Origin of the sequence: Flavobacterium sp. SH_e (assembly GCF_025717045.1) — a bacterium.
In the GTDB taxonomy this organism is placed as follows: domain Bacteria; phylum Bacteroidota; class Bacteroidia; order Flavobacteriales; family Flavobacteriaceae; genus Flavobacterium.
The window spans coordinates 43,152-64,599 of the sequence record NZ_JAOVZN010000001.1; the positions used below are offsets into that span (position 1 = coordinate 43,152).

At 32.7% G+C, this 21,448-nt stretch carries 19 protein-coding genes; 5 read left to right on the forward strand and 14 right to left on the reverse strand.

All coding sequences use genetic code 11. The features are described 5' to 3' along the window. Window positions 1-82: 82 nt before the first annotated feature. Window positions 83-1,330: a DEAD/DEAH box helicase gene (locus OD917_RS00165; RefSeq protein WP_263521532.1), complete on the forward strand. Its 1,248-nt coding sequence runs from the start codon at window positions 83-85 to the stop codon at window positions 1,328-1,330. On the opposite strand, the gene OD917_RS00170 is transcribed toward OD917_RS00165, so the two are convergent. From OD917_RS00170 to aroC, 3 genes are all read right to left on the reverse strand, one after another. Next, complete coding sequence (locus OD917_RS00170) at window positions 1,327-3,510, reverse strand: response regulator (protein ID WP_263521533.1); 2,184 nt, start codon at window positions 3,508-3,510, stop codon at window positions 1,327-1,329. The two genes, OD917_RS00165 and OD917_RS00170, sit on opposite strands and share 4 nt — an antisense overlap. Before the next feature lie 127 nt (window positions 3,511-3,637). Continuing rightward, complete coding sequence (locus tag OD917_RS00175) at window positions 3,638-4,900, reverse strand: dicarboxylate/amino acid:cation symporter (RefSeq protein WP_263521534.1); 1,263 nt, start codon at window positions 4,898-4,900, stop codon at window positions 3,638-3,640. Between the two features lie 52 nt (window positions 4,901-4,952). Beyond that, complete coding sequence (gene aroC / locus OD917_RS00180; protein WP_111285244.1) at window positions 4,953-6,011, reverse strand: chorismate synthase; 1,059 nt, start codon at window positions 6,009-6,011, stop codon at window positions 4,953-4,955. A gap of 188 nt (window positions 6,012-6,199) precedes the next feature. Here aroC and OD917_RS00185 point away from each other — a divergent pair, with 188 nt between their 5' ends. Together OD917_RS00185 and OD917_RS00190 are read left to right on the forward strand one after the other, a co-directional pair. Next, on the forward strand, window positions 6,200-7,021 hold the full coding sequence (locus OD917_RS00185; RefSeq protein ID WP_111285246.1) for a UDP-2,3-diacylglucosamine diphosphatase: 822 nt from the start codon (window positions 6,200-6,202) through the stop codon (window positions 7,019-7,021). 133 nt (window positions 7,022-7,154) lie between these two features. Beyond that, window positions 7,155-7,652, forward strand: a complete 498-nt coding sequence (locus OD917_RS00190) for a hypothetical protein (RefSeq protein WP_111285248.1) — start codon at window positions 7,155-7,157, stop codon at window positions 7,650-7,652. A gap of 111 nt (window positions 7,653-7,763) precedes the next feature. Here the strand turns inward: OD917_RS00190 and OD917_RS00195 are convergent, their stop codons facing one another. From OD917_RS00195 to OD917_RS00225, 7 genes are all read right to left on the reverse strand, one after another. Then, window positions 7,764-8,186, reverse strand: a complete 423-nt coding sequence (locus OD917_RS00195) for a protease complex subunit PrcB family protein (RefSeq protein WP_263521535.1) — start codon at window positions 8,184-8,186, stop codon at window positions 7,764-7,766. A gap of 17 nt (window positions 8,187-8,203) precedes the next feature. Continuing rightward, the gene (bshA, locus tag OD917_RS00200) at window positions 8,204-9,349 is read right to left on the reverse strand and encodes an N-acetyl-alpha-D-glucosaminyl L-malate synthase BshA (RefSeq protein ID WP_263521536.1); all 1,146 of its coding nucleotides are present in this window, start codon (window positions 9,347-9,349) and stop codon (window positions 8,204-8,206) included. 232 nt (window positions 9,350-9,581) lie between these two features. Further along, a complete protein-coding gene (locus tag OD917_RS00205) occupies window positions 9,582-10,064 on the reverse strand; it encodes a hypothetical protein (protein WP_057116491.1) in 483 nt (160 codons plus the stop codon). An 89-nt stretch (window positions 10,065-10,153) separates the two neighbouring features. Next, window positions 10,154-10,945, reverse strand: a complete 792-nt coding sequence (locus OD917_RS00210; protein WP_111285254.1) for a (Fe-S)-binding protein — start codon at window positions 10,943-10,945, stop codon at window positions 10,154-10,156. 83 nt (window positions 10,946-11,028) lie between these two features. Next, entirely contained in the window at window positions 11,029-12,366 is a 1,338-nt protein-coding gene (locus OD917_RS00215; RefSeq protein WP_263521537.1) for a (Fe-S)-binding protein, read from the reverse strand. 6 nt (window positions 12,367-12,372) lie between these two features. Then, a complete protein-coding gene (locus tag OD917_RS00220; RefSeq protein WP_263521538.1) occupies window positions 12,373-13,338 on the reverse strand; it encodes an MlaD family protein in 966 nt (321 codons plus the stop codon). Between the two features lie 51 nt (window positions 13,339-13,389). Then, a complete protein-coding gene (locus tag OD917_RS00225) occupies window positions 13,390-14,511 on the reverse strand; it encodes an N-acetylmuramoyl-L-alanine amidase (protein WP_263521539.1) in 1,122 nt (373 codons plus the stop codon). Window positions 14,512-14,560: 49 nt separating this feature from the next. On the opposite strand from OD917_RS00225, the gene OD917_RS00230 reads away from it, so the two are divergent. Then, window positions 14,561-17,293 (forward strand): putative LPS assembly protein LptD, encoded by a 2,733-nt coding sequence (locus tag OD917_RS00230; RefSeq protein WP_411970295.1) that lies wholly within the window; start codon window positions 14,561-14,563, stop codon window positions 17,291-17,293. A 28-nt stretch (window positions 17,294-17,321) separates the two neighbouring features. Next, on the forward strand, window positions 17,322-17,702 hold the full coding sequence (locus tag OD917_RS00235) for a RidA family protein (protein ID WP_263521541.1): 381 nt from the start codon (window positions 17,322-17,324) through the stop codon (window positions 17,700-17,702). On the opposite strand, the gene OD917_RS00240 is transcribed toward OD917_RS00235, so the two are convergent. The 4 genes from OD917_RS00240 to pfkA form a co-directional block, all read right to left on the reverse strand. Next, window positions 17,683-18,057: a methylglyoxal synthase gene (locus OD917_RS00240; RefSeq protein ID WP_263522041.1), complete on the reverse strand. Its 375-nt coding sequence runs from the start codon at window positions 18,055-18,057 to the stop codon at window positions 17,683-17,685. The genes OD917_RS00235 and OD917_RS00240 overlap by 20 nt on opposite strands. A gap of 10 nt (window positions 18,058-18,067) precedes the next feature. Continuing rightward, entirely contained in the window at window positions 18,068-18,919 is an 852-nt protein-coding gene (locus tag OD917_RS00245; protein ID WP_111285264.1) for an N-acetylglucosamine kinase, read from the reverse strand. Window positions 18,920-19,052: 133 nt separating this feature from the next. Continuing rightward, the gene (gap, locus tag OD917_RS00250) at window positions 19,053-20,057 is read right to left on the reverse strand and encodes a type I glyceraldehyde-3-phosphate dehydrogenase (RefSeq protein WP_026730156.1); all 1,005 of its coding nucleotides are present in this window, start codon (window positions 20,055-20,057) and stop codon (window positions 19,053-19,055) included. A gap of 96 nt (window positions 20,058-20,153) precedes the next feature. Continuing rightward, window positions 20,154-21,140 carry a 6-phosphofructokinase gene (gene pfkA / locus OD917_RS00255; RefSeq protein WP_111285266.1) on the reverse strand — a complete coding sequence of 329 codons (987 nt, stop codon included), beginning with the start codon at window positions 21,138-21,140 and terminating at the stop codon, window positions 20,154-20,156. Window positions 21,141-21,448: the final 308 nt, after the last annotated feature.

Genomic DNA, 21,448 nt, shown 5'->3' on the forward strand with positions numbered 1-21,448 from the left:
ATTCAAACAAACGATTGAACGAATAAACATATCTTTGCACAGCATTTTAGTAATTAAAACTAAAATACTTAATACCAAAGATATGTTATTCGAAGATCTATCCCTTTCAAAAAGTATACAAAGAGCCGTATTTGAAGAAGGCTATTTAAATCCGACTCCGATTCAGGAAAAATCAATTCCTGTTGTTTTAGAAGGCCGTGATTTAATTGGCTGCGCGCAGACAGGAACAGGAAAAACGGCTGCATTTGCCATTCCAATTATACATCAATTACACCGCATTGTAGGTTCATCAAAAAAAGCAAAAGTAATTCGTGCACTTGTAGTAACGCCTACTCGCGAACTTGCAGTACAAATTGGCCAGAGCTTTGATACTTACGCAAAATATACCAATTTAACACAACTGACTATTTTTGGAGGTGTTTCCCAAAATCCGCAAGTTGACGCTTTAAAAAATGGCGTTGATATTTTAGTTGCGACTCCTGGACGTTTGCTTGACCTTCATAAACAAGGTTTTCTTGATTTGAATCATCTGCATACTTTAGTTCTTGACGAAGCCGATCAAATGCTGGATATGGGTTTTATAAACGATGTAAAAAAAATCGTAAAACTGACTCCTAAAAACAGACAAACTTTACTTTTTTCTGCAACAATGCCAATTGCAATCCGCGAACTTGCAGAAATGTTTCTTCAAGATCCAGAAAAAGTAGAAGTTTCTCCCGTCTCATCTACTGCCGAAAATGTAGAACAACGTGTATATTTTGTTGATAAAACCGAAAAAAGAAACTTATTATACACTTTAATTAAAGAACAAAATTTATCAAACGTACTTGTTTTTTCGAGAACAAAACATGGTGCTGATAATGTCGTAAAAGCACTTCGAAAGAAAGATATTCCTGCTGAAGCGATTCACGGAGACAAATCGCAAAACGCCAGACAGCGTGTTTTGGATGCTTTTAAAAATAAAGAAGTTGGAGTTTTGGTTGCAACTGATATTGCAGCGCGAGGAATTGATATTGAACAATTGCCTTATGTAATCAATTTTGATTTGCCGAATATTCCTGAAACTTACGTCCACCGTATTGGCCGTACAGGTCGCGCTGGAAATGGCGGTATTGCAATTTCTTTCTGCGGAAAAGATGAAGAACCATACTGGAAAGATATTAAGAAATTAATAAAAGTAGATGTAAAAATCATTTCAGATCATCCGTATCCATGGCATTCTGGAAGCCCAGAAGCTGGAGAAAAACCGAAAAATTCAAACAGAAGCGGTGGAGCTCATAAATCGAGAAAATCAACAAACGCTAAGAAAAACAAAAAACGCTGGTACTAAACAGCGTTTTTTTCGTTTATTAAAAAATTAATTATTTTAAATAATTTAACCGGTTCAAAAGGCTTAATAATAATATCATTCATACCTGATGAAATAGCTTCGTCTGTAATTTCATCTTTATCAAAAGCCGTTAAAGCTACAATTGGAGTTTCAATTCCGAGAAGGCGAATTCTTTTTGTTGTTTCAAATCCGTTTATTAATGGCATATTGATATCCATTAAAATCAAATCAAATTCTTCGTTTTCAAGGATTTTTAATGCCTCATATCCATCATCAACCACTTTACAAGTGTAATTATTCTTTTCAATAATTTTCTTTGTTACAAGCTGATTAATAAGATTATCTTCAACCACTAAAATTTTATAAATCTCACTTGAAGTTAAATCAACTTCAATTTCATCGATAATACTTTTTGTTTTGGCTAAATCATGCTCAAAAGCTATTGTAAACGAAAAAGAAGTTCCTTTTCCAAGATCACTGTCTAAGGTAATTGTACTTCCAAAAAGGCCAAGCAATCTTTTTACGATACTAAGACCTAAACCAGTTCCTTGATAATCTTCATCTTTTCTTCCAACCTGAACAAATTTTTCGAAAATTTTACTTTGATCTACAACTGCAATTCCAACGCCATTGTCTTTTATTAAGAAATCTAGATAATAAAGTTTCCCTTCTACTTTGCTCAAATTCACGATAATTTCAACTTGTCCGTCTTTGGTAAATTTCAATGCATTACTTACCAAGTTCATTAAAATTTGAGCCAGACGAAGCTTATCTCCAATCAAATATTCAGGAATTTCAGGATCAATATCGATCGAAATTCTGTTGTTATTTTTCTGAGAAAGAAATGAAAGCGAGTTTTTGATGACGGTAATTTCGTCTGAAATATTAAAAGTTAAATTTTCAAGTACTATTTTATTTTCCTCGATTTTATTAATTTGAAGAATATCATTTACAAGAGATAATAAATATCTCGCAGAGAATTTTAAAGAACTTAAATGCTGGCTTCTAGAAATTTCCTTATGTTCTTCTAAAAGCATATTGGTAATTCCAACAACTCCATAAAGCGGTGTGCGTAATTCGTGGCTTATCGTTGAAATAAACTGAGTTTTAAGAAGAGAAGCTTCTTCTGCTATTTCTTTTGCTTCAAGAAGCTCCAAATTGTGTTTTTTCTTGTATCGAATGTTCTTTACTAAAGTGATAATTAAAATCAAAAGGATTAAAGAAATCAAAACAAACAGAATTACAATAATTTTAGATTTTCTAAGACTTTGAGATTGTTCTACTTTTTCGCCTTCTACTTTATCAATTTGTCGTTTGTATTCGTCTAATTCAAGACTCACTCCTGCCAAAGATGCTTTTTTAAGTTTTCTAACATTATAAAGCTCCTCTAATAGATTGTAATGATTAACAAGAGCATCATAAGCTTCTCTATGCTTATTAATTTTATTCAAAAATTTTGAATACTCTAAATAGGCATTAGACAAATCTGTCTTTTCCTGGCATCTTTTCCCTGATTCTATAGCACTTAAAAAGTAAGCATTTGCTGCTTTATCATCATTTTGAGAACTTGCATAAATACCATTAAGCATATCCACAATAACCTCTGTAGATCCGTCGCTGTATTTTTTCTTAGTACTATTTACATATTTCAGAAAAAGGTAACCCTGTTTATAATTTTTAATATCGAAGTATGCCCAAGCAATATTTACATTGGTAAAATAAACCTCTTTCAAATCATTGATTTTTAAACTATAAGCAACTGATTTCTTATAATACCTAATCCCAATATCAAATTGTTTCTTTTCAAAACAATACATATTCCCTAAATTATTGTAGAGATTGCATTTTAAAGAATCATTATTGGTTTTATCTGCATAATACAATGCTTTCTTATAGAAGAAAATGGCTTTATCAATATCTGACAACTCATTGAAATTAGCCGCGATTATATTGTATGATCTTGAAATTAAGCAGTAATCTTTTATTGCTGTTGCTGCATTTAATGCATTTCTCGAAATTACAAGTGATTTTTCGAAATTTGCTTCTCTAAAGTTTAAAAGTGCTTTTTTAACAAGCTTATCAATTTTTGGATCCTCATTACATTTAGATGACGATATTGCTGAACTGTCATAGCAATTCAGACCAAAAAATAGAAGTAAAAAAATCCGTATTTGGGGCATTAATCGGCTAGTTTTATCAAATATACACTTTAAAATAAAAAAAAGCTGTATTTCATAAAAAAACACAGCTTGTCAATTGTTATTTAGGCGTCTAAGATAAAAAATTAAACCATCTTAGCAACTAAATCTATTCTTTATTTTCCTCCCATTGTCCGACAACAGAAGTAGCTAGAGCATTTCCTAAAACATTGGTTGCACTTCTAAACATGTCACAAAAGTGATCAATTGGTAAGATCAAAGCAATACCTTCAATTGGAATATCGAACATACCACATGTTGCGGCTACCACAACCAAACTTGCTCTTGGCACACCAGCAATACCTTTACTAGTTAACATTAAAACCAAAAGCATTGCCATTTGAGTCCCTAAATCCAAATGTACATTGTAAAACTGAGCAATAAAAATACTTGCAAAAGTCATGTACATCATACTTCCGTCAAGGTTAAACGAATAACCAAGAGGCAACATAAATGAAACGATTTTATCTTTTACTCCAAAACCTTCCAATTCTTCTGTTAATTTAGGAAATACAGCTTCACTACTTGTTGTTCCAAAAGCAATTGCTAAAGGTCCAGTAATGCGTCTTAATAATTCTGTCATTCTTCCCTTAAGGAAAATATACCCTATTGCGATCAAAATTATCCACAACGTACTGATTCCAATTAAAAATGAACCGAAAAATTTAAAGTACGTAATAACCAATTCTTCAGCATCACGTATAGCAAAAACACCTGCAATTGCACCAAATACTCCAATTGGAGCAAATTTCATTACATAGTTTACCATTTTCAAAACGATATGCGAAAGTTTATCGAAAGCACCTATGATTGGTTTTACAGTTGGTCCTAAAGAAGCTGCTGCTAATCCGAAGAAAATAGAAAAAACTACAATCTGTAGAATTTCATTAGTAGCCATTGCTTCAACAATACTTTTTGGCACAATATGCTCAACGAAATTGTCAAAAGAAAGATTTTGTGTTTTACCTGTAACTTCAGAAGCTGCCGCCATATCAACGTGATCTAATTTTAGACCAACACCTGGCTGTAAAATATTTACGTAAAATAATCCGATTAAAAGAGAAATGAATGAAGCCGTAAAAAACCACCCAATAGCTTTTCCTCCAATTCTTCCAACAGTTTTAATATCTCCTAATTTTGCAATTCCCACAACTAAAGTGGTAAAAACTAGAGGAGAAATAATCATTTGCACCAAACGAATAAAAATGGTTGCTAACATTTTTATTTTGCCACTAAATAACTGAGCCGCTTCAGGTGAAATGGTATTATGCAATATAATTCCTAAAATGGCTCCAAGAACCATTGCAATTATAATTTGCCCTGTTAATCCCGAAAGAAATGATTGTTTTTTAGTTTCTGTAACTTCTTGCATTAATTTTTGTTTTAATTATTAAAATATAAGACCCTCACTGTCTTACCTTTTATTAATATGTTTTGTTGATTAAGTAAAAATCAGCCAAAACAATTGCTGCCATCGCTTCTACGATTGGCACTGCGCGAGGCACTACACATGGATCATGACGTCCTTTTCCTGTCATTGGTGTAATGTTACCTTTATTATCTAATGAATCCTGAGTCTGCATAATTGTTGCCACAGGTTTAAAAGCTACTCTGAAATAAATATCCATTCCGTTGCTGATTCCTCCTTGAATTCCACCAGAAAGATTAGTTTTTGTAGTTCCGTCAGGATTGTATAAATCATTATGTTCACTTCCTTTCATTTCAGAACCTGAAAAACCACTTCCGTATTCAAAACCTTTTACAGCATTAATAGAAAGCATTGCTTTTCCTAACTCTGCATGAAGTTTATCGAAAACTGGTTCTCCCAAACCAACTGGAACATTTTGAATTACACAAGTTACAACACCTCCAACGGTATCACCTTGTTTACGAATATCACGAATATATTCTTCCATAATCGCCGCCGACTTTTCATCTGGACAACGAACAGGATTACTTTCTATCTTAGAAAAATCCAATTCTTGATAAGGCGTATCTAAATGAATTGGACCAACAGAAGAAACATAAGCATTGATTTTAATTTCTGGCAACATTTGCTTTGCAATTGCACCCGCTACTACTCTACTTGCAGTTTCTCTTGCAGAACTTCTTCCTCCGCCGCGGTAATCACGCAAACCGTATTTTTGATCGTAAACATAATCAGCATGGCTTGGTCTGTAATTATCTTTTATATGAGAATAATCGTCTGATTTCTGATTGGTATTTGGAATAATAAAACCAATTGGAGTTCCAGTAGTTTTTCCTTCGAAAATTCCAGACAAAAACTGAACACTGTCTGGTTCTTTTCTTTGTGTAACAATTGCTGACTGACCAGGCTTTCTACGAGCCATATCTACTTCAATTGCTTCAAAATCTAGTTGTATTCCTGGAGGACACCCATCAATAATTCCGCCTAAAGCTTCACCGTGAGATTCTCCAAATGTTGTTACTTTATATAGTGTGCCGAAGCTATTTCCTGCCATTGTATTTTGTTTTGAGCAAATGTAAGTTTTATGAATTAAATTAAAAAATTTAAAACTGGTATTATTAACGAAACATTAAATGGAATAAAAATTACAATTTGGTAAAATTATCCTCTTTTTGATAACCTTTTAATAAAATCAAACCTCTCAAATTTTCTTTCATTTGTAAAACTTCAAATCAAGAAAAATTGAAAAAAAGAAATGTCGAATTGGTCATTCTTTCTGATGTCCATTTGGGAACCTACGGAAGTCACGCAAAAGAATTAAACAACTATCTTTCAAGCATTAAACCTAAAACTTTAGTCTTAAATGGCGATATAATTGATGCTTGGCAATTTCGTAAATCTTACTTCCCAAAAGCACATTTGCGAGTTATTCAACGCATAATCGGAATGGCTTCTAAAGGAACAAAAGTCTATTATATTACTGGAAATCATGACGAAATACTTAGGAAATTCAGTGATATGAATATGGGAAATTTTGCTCTGGTTGATAAATTAGTTTTAGAATTAGACGATAAAAAAGCCTGGATTTTTCACGGAGATGTTTTTGACGCATCTGTTCAGCATTCAAAATGGATTGCAAAACTGGGCGGTTTAGGTTACGATTACTTAATTTTAATGAACCGATTTGCAAATTGGTGTTTGGCAAAATTGGGTCGAGAACCTTATTCTTTTTCTAAAAAAATCAAAGCAAGCGTAAAAAAAGCAGTAAAATTCATTTCTGATTTCGAAACTACAGCAACCGATTTGGCAATTGAAAAAAACTACGACTATGTAATCTGCGGGCATATCCATGAACCAAAAATCGTGACCAAAGAAAACAAACATGGTTCAACATTATATCTTAATTCTGGAGATTGGGTAGAAAATTTAACTGCATTGGAATACCATAAAAAACGTTGGAAGTTATTTTCTTACAAAGCCAGTAATTTTTCTGAAGAAGAAAATCTTTTTGAAATGGAGGATACTCTTAGTAATCAGCTCATTTCATCCATAATTCTGAAATAAAACAGCATTTAAAGGGCTTGTAATGACATATTTTTCTAAAAAATGTGAATTATATAACAATTTCTAATAATGTTATACGTTCTTAATTTAAGAACGATTATACATTTGAATAAAATTAATTTTAACCATTTTTATGAAAAAAATAATATTATCTGCCATTATGCTTATTGGTTTAGCATTTACGGCTCAATCACAGGAAATCTCGAAACATGCTTTAGGATTACGTCTTGGAGACAATAACGGATTTGGAGGAGAAGTATCTTACCAATTAGGATTAAATCAAAAAAACAGACTTGAATTCGATTTAGGATGGAGAAACAGCAGAGATGTCGATGCTGTAAAAGGAGTTGCTCTTTACCAATGGGTTTGGAACATCGATGGAGGTTTTAACTGGTACGCCGGTGTCGGTGGAGGTTTAGCCGCTTGGGATTACGATTACTACAATAACGGTTACAGATATAATGATAGCGGAACTTATGTGTTTGCTGCTGGAGATATCGGTATCGAATATAGATTTAAAGAAGTGCCAATTACATTATCTTTGGATGCAAGACCTGAAATTGGTTCAGGATATTATGATGATGATAATTTTGGTTTTGACGTTGGTTTAGGCGTTAAATTCAGATTCTAATAAAAATAAAAAATAATTGTAAGAAGAAACCTGTCGTTGAAAAGCGACAGGTTTTTTTTATGTCTTAATTTTTGAAAATTAAATTTTATCAGACTGAGCGAAGTCGAAATCCTAATTTATAACAATTGGTTTCTTGGAATGAATTTTCACTACAGTATAAGGATATGAAATAACCTGCATAGTCATGGCGTCTTTTGCAGGACTGTTTTCTTTTACTGTGATAATAATATTTTTATCCGTTTCTTCTACTTTTTCAACATCAATAGAATAACCGCTTGTGTTTTTTTCGCCCATATTCAAAATCACATAATTATATTCCTGAACATCTGGATCTTTCATCTTATGAGCTAAAAGCGGATCGTTTTCAAGCATTTTTATTTCGTTTGGCTCCGTTAAAATCTCAAAAAACTTAATATTTCCGCCTCCATCAGATTGTTTCGTTAGAACTTCATACAATGCGTTTGAATTTTCAACTTTCTTCACTCCACACGAAACCATAACAAAAACTGCTAAAACAGAAATTACTTTTTTCATTTATCGTTTTTTAAAAATTAGTGTTTTTCATACTTATAATCATCAACTGCTTTTTGATATAAAGCTTCATATTTAGGAAGGATATTTTTAATATCAAACTTTCTAGCCACTTCCAAAGCATTTGCTTTAAACTGACTTAAAACAACATCATCTCTTAAAATTTTAAGCGCATTTTCAGCCATTTCCTCTACATTTCCAACGTTACTCAAATAACCTGAGAAACCATCAAAATTAACTTCAGGCAAACCGCCAGAATTACTCGAAATTACTGGAACACCGCATGCCATTGCTTCCAAAGCTGCTAAACCAAAACTTTCTGTTTCAGAAGGCAACAAAAACAAATCGGTCATGCATAAGATTTTATCAATCTCATGGCTGTTTCCAAAGAAAATGACTTTGTCTAAAATTCCCAATTCCTGACACATAATTTCAGCTTTTTCTTTTTCAGGTCCATCTCCTACCATCATCAGTTTAGCTGGGATTTCTTTCTGAACATTATAAAAAATCTTAATAATATCTGGAATACGTTTTACTTTTCTAAAGTTACTAATATGAGTAATAATACGTTCATTTTCGTTTGCCATTACATAACGATGGCAAGGTGCATTGGGATCTTTTTTGACTTTATCTAATTCAATAAAATTTGGGATTACTTTAATTTTATTCTTGATTTTGAATAACTTTAAAGTATCATCTTTTAAACTCTGAGAAACTGAAGTTACATAATCCGACTTATTGATACTGAAAGTTACAGCAGGTTTATAAAACGGATGATTTCCTACAAGCGTAATATCTGTACCGTGAAGCGTTGTAATCATTGGAAGATTAATTCCTTCATTCTTCAGCATTTGTTTTGCCATATATCCCGCATAAGCGTGCGGAATAGCATAATGAACGTGCAGAAGCTCAATTTTGTACAGTTTAACCATATCGACCAATTTACTCGATAAAGCTAATTCGTAAGGCTGATAATGAAACAATGGATATTCCGGAACATTTACTTCATGGTAATGAACATTCGGGTTTAAAAGTGCCAATCTAACTGGCTGACTATATGTGATAAAATGTATTTCGTGTCCTCTTCTGGCTAATTCGAGACCTAACTCTGTGGCTACTACACCACTACCTCCAAAAGTAGGATAACAAACAATTGCTATTTTCATGGATTAAATTTAATTCTACGAAAATACTCAAAAATCACGTTTAAATAAGCTTTTAAATTGTTAGATTTTTGACAAAATTACATTAATTCCAGTTAATAAATATTTATAGAAGCAAGACAAACGAAACCCTACATGTCTTAAAAAAACTGTCGGATTTAATTTAGAAAAGTATTAAAACCACAAAAGGCATAAAATCTAAATTTCATGCCTTTTAAATAATTTATAAATCTTTTTAGAAAAATCTGCTGTGCCAACTGTCAGCAGCGGGAACTTCCCATGATTCGTTGAATTCTTCGATATTGTTTACCAAATTATTGAAAACAATAGTATTCTCAGAAACTGATTTATCTTTTACCATTTTCTTGAAATCAATTAATGGTTTGTGTGCGATATGTTCTCCAAGTTTAAAAGTAACGTTCATTTTGTCTAATAAATCGACATTGTACTTTTTCTCTAAACTTTGTATAAATTCTACCGAACTATCAATAGAACATCCTGTAGCAGCCTGAACATCTTGATTTACGGCTAATATTATAAAACGATTGTATTTAAGCAAAAATGAAGCTTCAAGACTTGTTCCATGCGCCGCCCATTGCTCTACAAAAGCTTTTAAATCTGTTTCGATTTCAGAAAACTCTTCCTCAGAAAATTTTCTGTTCGATTGGTAAATCCAGACTCTAGATTCACCTGGTAAATTTTCAAAAGGTATATACATTTTTTCTCTTTTTGTTTTTTTGTTTCAGGTTTAAAGTTTCAAGTTAATAATCTTTGAAACTTTGCATTTTTGTCTCTTTGAACCTCAAATTATAAATCTTGCGCATTCGCTATTAATTCAGCGATATCCAAAACTTTAACCTGTCCTTCTTTTTCTTGATGTTTAATTCCATCTGTTAACATCGTATTACAGAACGGACAACCAGCTGCAATAATATCTGGTTTTACTTCTAGTGCATCTTCTGTACGTAAAACGTTTACTTCTTTGTTTCCAGGTTCAGCATCTTTAAACATTTGCGCTCCACCAGCTCCACAACATAAACCATTTGCTTTAGAGCGTTTCATTTCAACTAATTCAACGTCTAATTTCTGAATTAAATCTCTTGGTGCTTCGTAAACTTTATTTGCTCTTCCTAAATAACAAGGATCATGGAAAGTAATTTTTTTACCTTTAAATTGTCCGCCTTCAACAGTTAATCTTCCATCATCAATTAATGATTTCAAAAATTCTGTATGATGAATAACTTCGTAATTACCTCCTAATTCAGGATATTCATTTTTTAAAGTATTAAAACAGTGCGGACAAGCTGTAACAATTTTTTTTGCTTCATAAGCGTTCAAAACCTCGATATTCATCATGGCTTGCATTTGAAACAAAAATTCATTTCCAGCTCTTTTTGCAGGATCTCCAGTACAACTCTCTTCTGTACCTAAAACTGCAAAAGAAACATTAGTACGATTTAAGATTCGTACAAATGCTTTAGTAATTTTTTTTGCTCTATCATCAAAACTTCCTGCGCAACCTACCCAAAACAAAACTTCTGGTTGTTTTCCTTCGGCAAGCATTTCTGCCATTGTTGGCACCACTAAACTTTCTGACATCTCTCTCCTTGTTTAAAGTTTAAAGTTCAAAGTTTCAAATTTTATTCTGAAATCTGAATTTTTAATATTTTTTTGAATTAAAATTAATTCTCGTTTTTCCAATTTAAACGGTCTTGTTGGCTATATTGCCAAGGCGCACCATTGTTTTCAATATTAGTCATCATCGCGTTTAATGACATTGGAGCAGCGCTTTGTTCCATAACCAAATAACGACGCATATCCATAATAATAGATAACGGACTAATATTTACTGGACATTCCTCAACACAAGCATTACAAGAAGTACAAGCCCATAATTCTTCAGGAGTAATATAATCGTTTAAAAGTGTTTTGTTGTCTGGAACAAAAACACCTTTATTAGCATCGATATTTTTACCAACCTCTGTTAAACGATCTCTTGTGTCCATCATAATTTTACGTGGAGACAATTTTTTACCTGTTTGATTCGCAGGACAAGAAGACGTACAACGTCCACATTCTGTACACGTATAAGCATTTAACAACTGAACCCAGTTTAAATCCTGAACATCACTTGCACCAAACTTAGAAGGATGCGCATTTTCATCAGCTGGAGCTGCCGCAAATGGATCTGCATTTGGATCCATCATTAATTTTACTTCTTTTGTTACAGAAGCCAAATTATCAAATTGCCCTTCTGGTTTTAAATTCGCAAAATAAGTATTTGGGAAAGCCAAAAGAATATGCAAATGTTTTGAGAAGTATAAATAGTTCATAAAAACTAAAATACCTGCGATATGCAACCACCAAAAAACTTCAAACAATAATCCAACAGCTTCATTAGATGTACCATTAAAAATTGGTGCTATAAATTGGCTTATTGGATAGCTTCCTGCCTTATGAAAATGAGAATATCCTCCTGGCACATTTTGCAAATGCAAATCGGATGCGTTCATTAATAAGAACAGAATCATCAAAACTGTTTCAAAATACAGAATGTAATTGGCATCATTTCTTGGAAATCCGTTTAAATCAGAATTAATAAAACGTTTCAAACGAATTACATTTCTTCTGATCCAAAAAGTAACAACAGCTATAATAACAAGTATTGCTAATATTTCGAATGAAGCAATTAAAACATCATAAACTACACCTAAATAAGGAGCAAAAACTCTATGAGTCCCAAAAAGTCCATCGATAATGATTTCAAGCAATTCAATATTGATAATTATAAAACCAACATATACAAAGATATGCAGTATTCCAGCAACAGGGCGTCTCACCATTTTTGATTGCCCCAAAGCAATCAATGCCATGTTTTTCCAACGAGCTTTAGGATTATCTTTTCGATCTACGTCAACTCCTAAATTAATATTTCGGATGATTTTTTTTACGCTCGCTGTAAAAAAACCGAAACCTACTACAAGAAGTATTGCGAATAAAATATTATCTAAATAACTCATTTATAATTATTTTTTATCAGTTGAGTTTGTTTCTTCAGTTGGTGCTACGTATGGTTTATTTTTCTTTCCAAAAAGAGAAACGTTTACGTAACGAGTTGGGTAAAGGCGAAGATCTTGCAACAACAATTCTAGCTCTTTTGAAGTTTTAGCCAAGTTATTATATAACGCATCATCATTTAACAATTTGCCAGCCGTACCTTTTCCTGAGTTTAAATTGCCCATTAAAACATCTACTTTTGCTAAAGTCTGGTTCAAGTTACGAACTGTTTTACCTAAATCAGCTTTATTTAAAGAATCAGATATTTTATTGAAATTGCTTGACATTTTATTGAAGTTTGCAACCGCTCCATTAATCTGTCCTTTATTAGTATCCAAAATACTGTTAAGGCTTCCAGAAGCTTTATGAAACTGTGCCATTGTCTGGCTTAGTTCTGCAATTGTTTTCTTTAAATTTTCTTGAGTGTTCTTATCTAAAGTATTATTTAATCCTGTAACCAAAACATCAATATTCACCAGCATTTTATCAAGCTTTTGCTGAATTGGTTCAATTTTTCCTCCTAATGATTCTGTCAATCCTAGCTCAACAGTAGAAGCCAATTTTTGTCCGTCTTCTGCTAATTCTTTATCTGCAAAATTTGGAACAATTTTAATTTGTTTTCCACCAATTAAACTTGGAGAATAAATTGCTGCTGTACTTGTTTTCGAAATTGGAAAATCTGTTTTAAGTTGAAGTTCGACTAATAATTTACCAGTTACTTCATCAATTGTTATCTTATTTACTTTACCAATCGCAAGTCCATTAAGAGTTACTGGCGCTGATGGTGATAAATCCTCAACATTATCATATTCAGCATATAATATTGTATAATTAGTAAAAAGGTCTCTTCCCTTTAAAAAACTATATCCCCAGATAAATAATAAAATAGATGCGATGACTAAAATAGCCGTTTTAATTTCTCTTGTTAGTTTCAAAATTCTAAGTGTTTGTTACAAAATTAATATAAATATTCGAACTTGCGCTTATTATTTAATTGCGTCCTGAATATTGATTTTTTCTCCATCTTTAGTTGCTACTAAAAATGCTGCTCCATATCCTTTGCTTTTAGCCTCTTGCAAAAATTTCTGGGCTGTTTCGTAACTTGAAGTTTCTTCGTAGAAATATTTATAAATGTTATTTTCATAAATCATAGTCACATTTTTAAGTCCTTTGAAATTTTTAGGCTCTAAAGGTGTTTTCTTAATACTTGCGATAAGCTGCACTTTAAAGAATGTTCCTTTTGGAGCACTTTTTGCCACTGCAACTGGAGTGGTTGTTTTTGGCTTTGCGGGAGTAGTATCTCTTACGGGCCGACTCTCAGTAGCTTCTGCTCCTGACCCAAAATATTCGCGTTTATAACTTAAGATTGCTTCTGCAATTGCTCTAGCAATATCATCCTGACCTTCTTCTGAATTTAAAATATTTCCTTCTGTTGGATTTGATACAAATCCAGTTTCAACCAAAACTCTTGGCATATATGCTTTGTGAAGCACCATAAACGGAGCTTGTTTTACACCGCCATGTCGAAGTTTTTTTCCTAATTTCTCAAAATTTTCTTCGATTTTGGTTGCAAGCGTAATACTATTATCCAAATATTCTTCCTGCATCAAAGTCATACCAATCATAGATTCTGGAGAATTTGGATCATATCCTTCATATTTACGTTTATAATCTTTCTCTAATGTAATTACCGAGTTCTCTTTTTTCGCTGCTTCAAGATTCGAAGCAACTTTACTTAAACCCATTACATAAGTTTCGGTTCCATCGGCAGCTGTATTTTTATTGGCATTACAGTGTATAGAAACAAAAATATTTGAATTGGCTCTGTTAGCAATATTAGCTCTTTCTACCAAATCTATAAAAACATCTGTTTTACGAGTGTAAATTACATTAACATTAGGATTAAGTTCCAAAATCTTCCCCACTTTCAAAACAATAGCTAAAGCAATATTCTTTTCAATTCTTCCACTATAAACCGCTCCAAAGTCATGATCTCCATGTCCAGCATCAAGAGTTACCTTAAATACATTTGACTGACTATGAGCATAAAAGGACGATATTATTAGAAATAAAGTAAAGATTACCTTAATTTTGTTAATTCTATTCATAAATCTAAAAGTTAATTTTAATAAAATGCAGCTGTTATAATTTTCAGAATTGATTATTTTTGCCAAAAAATTATATGTAAGTTTGACATGTCAAAAAACAAGCCATAATTTTACAAAAATAGCATTTAAACCTTTGCATACAAACTTATTTAATATCGTTTTAATATCATTTTTCCTAACTATAGGATGTGGTAATTTATATTCGCAAGAAATAAAAAACAAAAAAAAGCCTTTACCTGCTGTAAAACAAACAGATAAAGAAAATCCTGCAATTACAGATACTATTAAACTTGACACTGTTAGACCTAAAAAGACTTTTTTGGATGGAAAAGTAAGATACAGGGCTAAAGATTATGCTAAGATTGACCAAAAGAACAAACTGATCACTTTATATAATGAAGCTGAGTTATACTATAAAGATGTTGAATTAAAATCTGGTATAATTGTACTTAATTATGAAAAAGATGAAGTTTATGCTGGAAGAATCAAAGATTCTGCTGGTGTTTTAACGCAGTATCCAAACTTTAAACAAGGAGCAAGCGAAGTACAGCCAGATTCTATCCGATTTAATTTCAAAACTAAAAAAGCTTTAATTTATAATTCAAGAACAGAACAGGGTGAATTTAAAATTAAAGCCGCAGTTACTAAAAAAGAAAATGATTCTGTTTACTTTTTGAGAGGAGCTCGTTTCACTACTTCGACAGATGTAGATCATCCTGAATATTATTTCCAAACTAGTAAGGTGAAATTTATTCCTGGAAAAAAAGTAATTACTGGTTTAACTAATATGGTAATTGCTGATGTTCCAACTCCTCTGGCATTACCTTTCGCTTATTTCCCAATGAGTCAGGAGAAAAGCGTTTCTGGTATTATTATTCCAAGTTATAATGATTCTAACACAAGAGGTTTTTCATTACAAAATGGAGGTTACTATTTTGCTTTAAGCGATAATTACGATTTAACTGTACTTGGAGATTATTACACCAACGGAAGTTACGCGATGCGCTTCGAATCGTCGTATGCCACAAGATATAAGTATCGAGGAAATGTGAATATTCGTTTTGAAAACTTAATTAGCAGCGAACGTGGTTATCCTGATTACTCAAAGCAAGGAATTTACAATATTCAGTGGTCACATTCAAAAGATTCAAAATCAAACCCAAATTCAACCTTTTCTGCATCGGTTAACATGGGTAGCAGTAAATACTTCAAACAATCTATAAACCAAGCAAACATTGGTTCGAACTTAAATAACACATTAAGCTCTTCTATTTCATACAATAGAACTTTTAACACTATTCCAGGTTCTCGTATTTCGTTATCTGCGACACACAGTCAGAATACACAGACAGAAGACATTATTATGACCCTTCCTTCTTTACAAGGTAGTATTGACCGTGTATATCCATTTGTTGGAAAAGATGGTGTAAAAAAGGGATTAATCAAGAACATTAATTTACAATATAGTGTAAGCGGTAAAAACTATTTCAAAACAAAAGATTCTTTGTTTTTCAAACCTCAAATGTTTGATGACGCTCAGTTAGGAATGCAACATACCATTCCGCTTAGTACAAACTTTAAGTTATTTAAATATTTTAGTGCAGGAGCTTCCACAACTTACCAAGAAACATGGGTCAACAAAACAATTCAAAAAGTTTATGATCCAACTGAAGCAAAAGCAGTCAATGAAACTGTAAACGGATTCGATTCTTATAGAACATACAATTTCAGCACCAATTTAGGTACAACTATTTACGGAACTTTTAATTTTGGTGACGACAAAAAAATCCAGTCTATTAGACACGTTATGCGTCCAAGTGTAACTTATGCTTATACACCAAGTTTTGAGCGCTATTACGACACGTATTCAGTCGACGCAACAGGAAAGATCGTTTCTGAATATACAAGGTTTGAAAACGGTTTATATGGAGCGCCTGGAAAAGACAATTCAAACATTGTTGGTTTTGCATTAAGCAACACTTTTGAAGCTAAAGTTAGAGATCGTGACAGCACAAAAACAGAGCCTAAAAAGATAATGCTGTTAAACAATTTAAACTTCAGCACAAGCTACAACTTCAATGCTGACGGAAAATCGACATTTGGATGGCAACCCGTATTAGTTAGTGGTGGAACACAGTTTTTTGACAACAAAATGAATATGAATTTTGGTGCTACATTAGATCCGTATGCGATTGATAATGGTGGTAACAAAATTGATAAATTCAACATTGACAACGGTGGAAGTTTATTTAGAATGACCAGTGCTAACGTAACAGTAAACTATTCCTTCTCCAATAAAGGAACCAGCGAAAAAGACAAAAACACTCAAAGCCAGCGGAACGGTGGACGAAGCGATGATTTATTTGGTACAAATACCGATTTAAATGATAGTCGCAACAGCCAGTTTGCAAATGAACCGGAAAAAGAAGACGCTATTACAGAATTCTTCAATTCGAAAGTTCCGTGGGATATGACGCTTGCGTACTCTTTAACATACTCAAACGTAAAAAGAGAAAACACTATTTCTGGAAACTCTATTATGATTTCTGTAAATACAGATCTTACTCCTAAATGGAAAGCGGGAGTTTCTACTGGATACGATTTTGTTCAAAAAGGAGTTACTTTTACGCAATTCCGTTTTGAAAGAGACTTATTAAGCTGGAGAATGGCATTTAACTGGCAGCCTCTTGGAACGAACTCTAACTGGAATTTCTTCATCGGAATTAAATCTGGTATGCTTAGCGATATCAAATGGAACAAACGAAGCGTTTCAAATAGATAAACCATTTTCGAATCAAAATAAATTCATTATGAAAAAAATCATCTTTACCGAGAAAGCTCCAGCTCCAATCGGACCGTATAATCAAGCCGTATTATCTGGAAATACACTTTATGCTTCTGGACAAATTGCAATCAATCCTGAGTCAGGAGAATTGGTTACAGACAACATTCATGATGAAACGAATCAAGTTATGAAAAACATTGCTGCGATTCTTGAAGCAGCAGATATGACTTTTGAAAACGTAGTAAAGTCAACTATTTTCATCATGGACATGAACAACTTTGGTGCAATAAACACTGTTTACGGTTCTTATTTTAACGAAAAAACCGCTCCAGCTCGTGAAACGGTTCAAGTGGCTTGTTTGCCAAAAAATGTTAATGTAGAAATATCTATAATTGCAGTGCAATAGCATTTAATAATAATTGTGCCGTTGCTTCATTCGTGGCCAGCGGCACATTATGCACATCACAAACACGAATCAGCATATTAATATCGGCTTCATGCGGATGACTTGATAGAGGATCTTTAAAAAAGAAAACCATCTGCGTAATTCCTTCCGCTACTCTACCTGCAATTTGTGCATCGCCTCCAAGAGGTCCAGAAAGCATTCTTTGAGTTTTAAACCCTGCAGCTTCAGCTTTTCCTCCAGTAGTTCCAGTACCAATTAGCCTTATTTTTTCATTGTGCAAAATAGCTTCATTTTTGATTAAAAAATCAATTAAATCAGCTTTTTTCCCATCATGAGCAATAATGGCAATTTCCATAAAACCAGAACTATTGATTAGCGACATGGTATGCAATTAATCCATCAATAGGTCTCCTTAAAACATTCCCTAATTGAAGCTCATATTTATTGAATGTCTCTTGTAATTCATCTTTCAAATAAAATGCAATAGAACCAACAAAATGCACAGGAACTTCTTTACAGTTGTCGAATTGTTTAATGTAATTCTTAACGAAAGATTTCATTCCTTTAAAGATAATTTTTCTGCAGAACTCAGTGTCTTTGTGCTTAATTAAGAACTTTGCATAAGTAGCTAAATAAGCATTTGGATTTGGTTCTTTATATAATTTATTTTTAATAAAATCTGGATCAACGTCGTACTCTTTTTCAAGTTCAACTGCTAATTCTTTTGGCATTTTATTAAAATAGTATTTTCTAATTAATTCTTTTCCAAAAACATTTCCACTACAATCATCCATAACAATGTATCCTAATGATTGTACTTTTTGATGCAATACTTTTCCATCAAAATAACTGCAGTTAGAACCTGTTCCTAAGATAGAAACGATAGCCTCTTGTCCTTTTGGAGTTGTAGCATAAACAGCTGCATAAGTATCTTCTTGAACGTCTACAATTGCATTAGTAAAGTATCCTTGGAAAATTTGTGATAATGCCGTTTTCATTCTGTCAGTACCACATCCAGCACCGTAAAAGAATAAATGTGTAGCATTTTTTTTGTTTTGTAAGATATCAAAACGGTCATTTAATCTTTCGATAATTTCTGGTCCGTCAAGAATTTCAGGATTCAATCCTAAAGTTTGTGTTGTGAATAATACTTTTCCATTATCATCAATTGCAATCCAATCGGCTTTCGTAGATCCACTGTCAACTATTAATTTCATTGTTGTTTCGTTTTTGGGATTAGGTTTCTCTATTTTTAATTTAAAAGTGTGTTTTTTACATTAATTATAGAGCTAACAAAATAAGAAAATCCCGTTATTTTAAAGTAACGGGATTTTGCAAAAATATATATTATTATTTTAAACCTGCAATATGTACAGATAAATCAATTAATTTGCTTGAGTATCCGTACTCATTGTCATACCAAGAAACTAATTTGAAGAAAGTTGAATTTAAACCGATTCCCGCAGTAGCGTCAACGATAGAAGTTCTTTTATCTGAGATAAAATCTTGAGAAACAACTGCATCTTCAGTATATCCTAAGATACCTTTTAATTCGTTTTCTGAAGCTTTTTTCAAAACAGCCATAATTTCCTCATAAGAAGTTTCTTTAGCTAGTTTTACAGTTAAATCTACTGTAGAAACGTCAGCAGTAGGAACACGGAAAGCCATACCTGTTAATTTTCCATTCAAAGAAGGGATAACTTTTCCAACCGCTTTAGCAGCACCTGTTGAAGAAGGAATGATGTTGATTGCAGCAGCACGTCCACCTCTCCAGTCTTTTCTAGAAGGTCCGTCAGCAGTCATTTGAGTTGAAGTAGTTGCGTGAACTGTAGTCATTAAACCTTCAACAATTCCGAAGTTATCGTTGATTACTTTAGCTAAAGGAGCTAAACAGTTTGTAGTACAAGAAGCGTTAGAAACAACTAAATCAGAAGCTTTTGCAGTTTCGTGGTTAACTCCCATTACAAACATTGGAGCATCAGCAGAAGGAGCAGAAATAATTACTTTCTTAGCACCACCTTTTAAGTGCTCACTTGCTGTTTCAATAGTTGTGAAGATACCAGTACATTCTGCAACAACATCTACATCAACTTCGTTCCATTTTAAATCAGCTGGATTTCTTTCAGCAGTGATACGGATATTTCTTCCGTTTACATAAAGTTTTCCTTCTTTAACTTCTACAGTTCCGTTGAAACGACCGTGAACTGAATCATATTTTAATAAATAAGCTAAGTGGTCTACATCTAATAAGTCATTGATTGCAACAACTTCTACATTATCTCTATTGAAAGATTCTCTGAAAACGATTCTTCCAATACGTCCAAATCCGTTTATTCCTAATTTTACTTTTGACATTTTACTAAATTTTTTGCTTTTGTTTTTATTACACTAATTCAAAGTCTAATTTCCTCACAATAAACTTCTCTTCTTTTTTTAAACTTTTTATATTGATTATGTCGACATAATGTCTGACACTCTTAATAACTCTCTATCAATTTCTGATTTACCTTTTATTGCTTGTTCAAGCGGAGTTAAAATCACTTTATCTTCACGAAGACCTACCATATAGTTTGATTTTCCTTCTAATAAAGATTCTACAGCTTTTACTCCTAAACGGCTTGCCAAAACACGGTCAAAGCAAGATGGAGAACCTCCACGCTGCATGTGCCCTAATACAGAAACACGCACATCGTATTCAGGTAAATTAGCTTCAACATAATCTTTTAATTCGAATACGTTTTTACCAATTTTATCTCCTTCAGCAATTACAACAATACTTGATGATTTTCCTGAAGCTTTACTTTTTTGAAGTGAATCTAATAAACGATCTAAACCTAGATCTTCTTCAGGAATAAGAATTTCTTCTGCTCCTGCACCAATACCAGCGTTAAGAGCAATGTGACCAGCATCTCTACCCATAACCTCTACAAAGAAAAGACGATTATGCGAACTCGCTGTATCTCTAATTTTATCTATACAGTCAACAACAGTATTTAAAGCAGTATCATACCCTAAAGTAAAACTTGTACCATAAATATCATTATCAATTGTACCTGGAATTCCCATTACAGGGAAATCAAATTCTGAATTAAAAATTAATCCTCCAGTAAAACTTCCATCACCTCCAATAACAACCAAAGCATCAACACCAGCCTTCACAAGGTTCTCGTGTGCCTTTTTTCTACCTTCAGGGGTTCTAAACTCAACTGAACGAGCTGATTTTAAGATCGTTCCACCTTTGTTTACAATATTATTTACGCTACGAGGCCCCATTTCTTTGAAGTCTCCTTCAATCATTCCTTGATACCCTCTATAAATTCCGATGCATTCTATATTGTGATATGCGCAAGTTCGAACTACCGATCGTATTGCCGCATTCATTCCAGGTGAATCTCCTCCTGAGGTAAGAACACCTACTTTTTTTATTGTTTTTGGCATTATTTAAGTATTAAAGTGTAAAATTAGCAAACATTCAGCACTTTTCAGGTTATGATTATTATAAATTAATAAAATATGTTAAATTCAAACGTTTTCGTTAATAAGTTTTTTCTAGGAAAAAATTTCATTAAAAATAATAAAACGCTATTTTTTTAATTAAATCGTCAAAATTAACAATACCCTGATGAAGTGTTATAAAAATCGGATTTCTCGCTCGCATGGAAAATTTTTATTAGAGCGCCTAAATTTAGCACAAAAAAAACCATTATGAGAATAATGGTTTTATAAATGTCTTTTTTTAACAAAGT

What these genes read in the sequence shown, in the direction of transcription:
- OD917_RS00215 (WP_263521537.1), bottom strand. Translation starts at nt 12,366, where the DNA reads ATGAGTTATTTAGATAATATTTTATTCGCAATACTTCTTGTAGTAGGT.
- OD917_RS00245 (WP_111285264.1), bottom strand. Translation starts at nt 18,919, where the DNA reads ATGAAATTAATAGTTGACAGTGGATCTACGAAAGCCGATTGGATTGCA.
- OD917_RS00170 (WP_263521533.1), bottom strand. Translation starts at nt 3,510, where the DNA reads ATGCCCCAAATACGGATTTTTTTACTTCTATTTTTTGGTCTGAATTGC.
- pfkA (WP_111285266.1), bottom strand. Translation starts at nt 21,140, where the DNA reads ATGCCAAAAACAATAAAAAAAGTAGGTGTTCTTACCTCAGGAGGAGAT.
- OD917_RS00190 (WP_111285248.1), top strand. Translation starts at nt 7,155, where the DNA reads ATGAAAAAAATAATATTATCTGCCATTATGCTTATTGGTTTAGCATTT.
- OD917_RS00165 (WP_263521532.1), top strand. Translation starts at nt 83, where the DNA reads ATGTTATTCGAAGATCTATCCCTTTCAAAAAGTATACAAAGAGCCGTA.
- gap (WP_026730156.1), bottom strand. Translation starts at nt 20,057, where the DNA reads ATGTCAAAAGTAAAATTAGGAATAAACGGATTTGGACGTATTGGAAGA.
- aroC (WP_111285244.1), bottom strand. Translation starts at nt 6,011, where the DNA reads ATGGCAGGAAATAGCTTCGGCACACTATATAAAGTAACAACATTTGGA.
- OD917_RS00195 (WP_263521535.1), bottom strand. Translation starts at nt 8,186, where the DNA reads ATGAAAAAAGTAATTTCTGTTTTAGCAGTTTTTGTTATGGTTTCGTGT.
- OD917_RS00240 (WP_263522041.1), bottom strand. Translation starts at nt 18,057, where the DNA reads ATGGAAATTGCCATTATTGCTCATGATGGGAAAAAAGCTGATTTAATT.
- OD917_RS00205 (WP_057116491.1), bottom strand. Translation starts at nt 10,064, where the DNA reads ATGTATATACCTTTTGAAAATTTACCAGGTGAATCTAGAGTCTGGATT.
- bshA (WP_263521536.1), bottom strand. Translation starts at nt 9,349, where the DNA reads ATGAAAATAGCAATTGTTTGTTATCCTACTTTTGGAGGTAGTGGTGTA.
- OD917_RS00175 (WP_263521534.1), bottom strand. Translation starts at nt 4,900, where the DNA reads ATGCAAGAAGTTACAGAAACTAAAAAACAATCATTTCTTTCGGGATTA.
- OD917_RS00225 (WP_263521539.1), bottom strand. Translation starts at nt 14,511, where the DNA reads ATGAATAGAATTAACAAAATTAAGGTAATCTTTACTTTATTTCTAATA.
- OD917_RS00235 (WP_263521541.1), top strand. Translation starts at nt 17,322, where the DNA reads ATGAAAAAAATCATCTTTACCGAGAAAGCTCCAGCTCCAATCGGACCG.
- OD917_RS00210 (WP_111285254.1), bottom strand. Translation starts at nt 10,945, where the DNA reads ATGTCAGAAAGTTTAGTGGTGCCAACAATGGCAGAAATGCTTGCCGAA.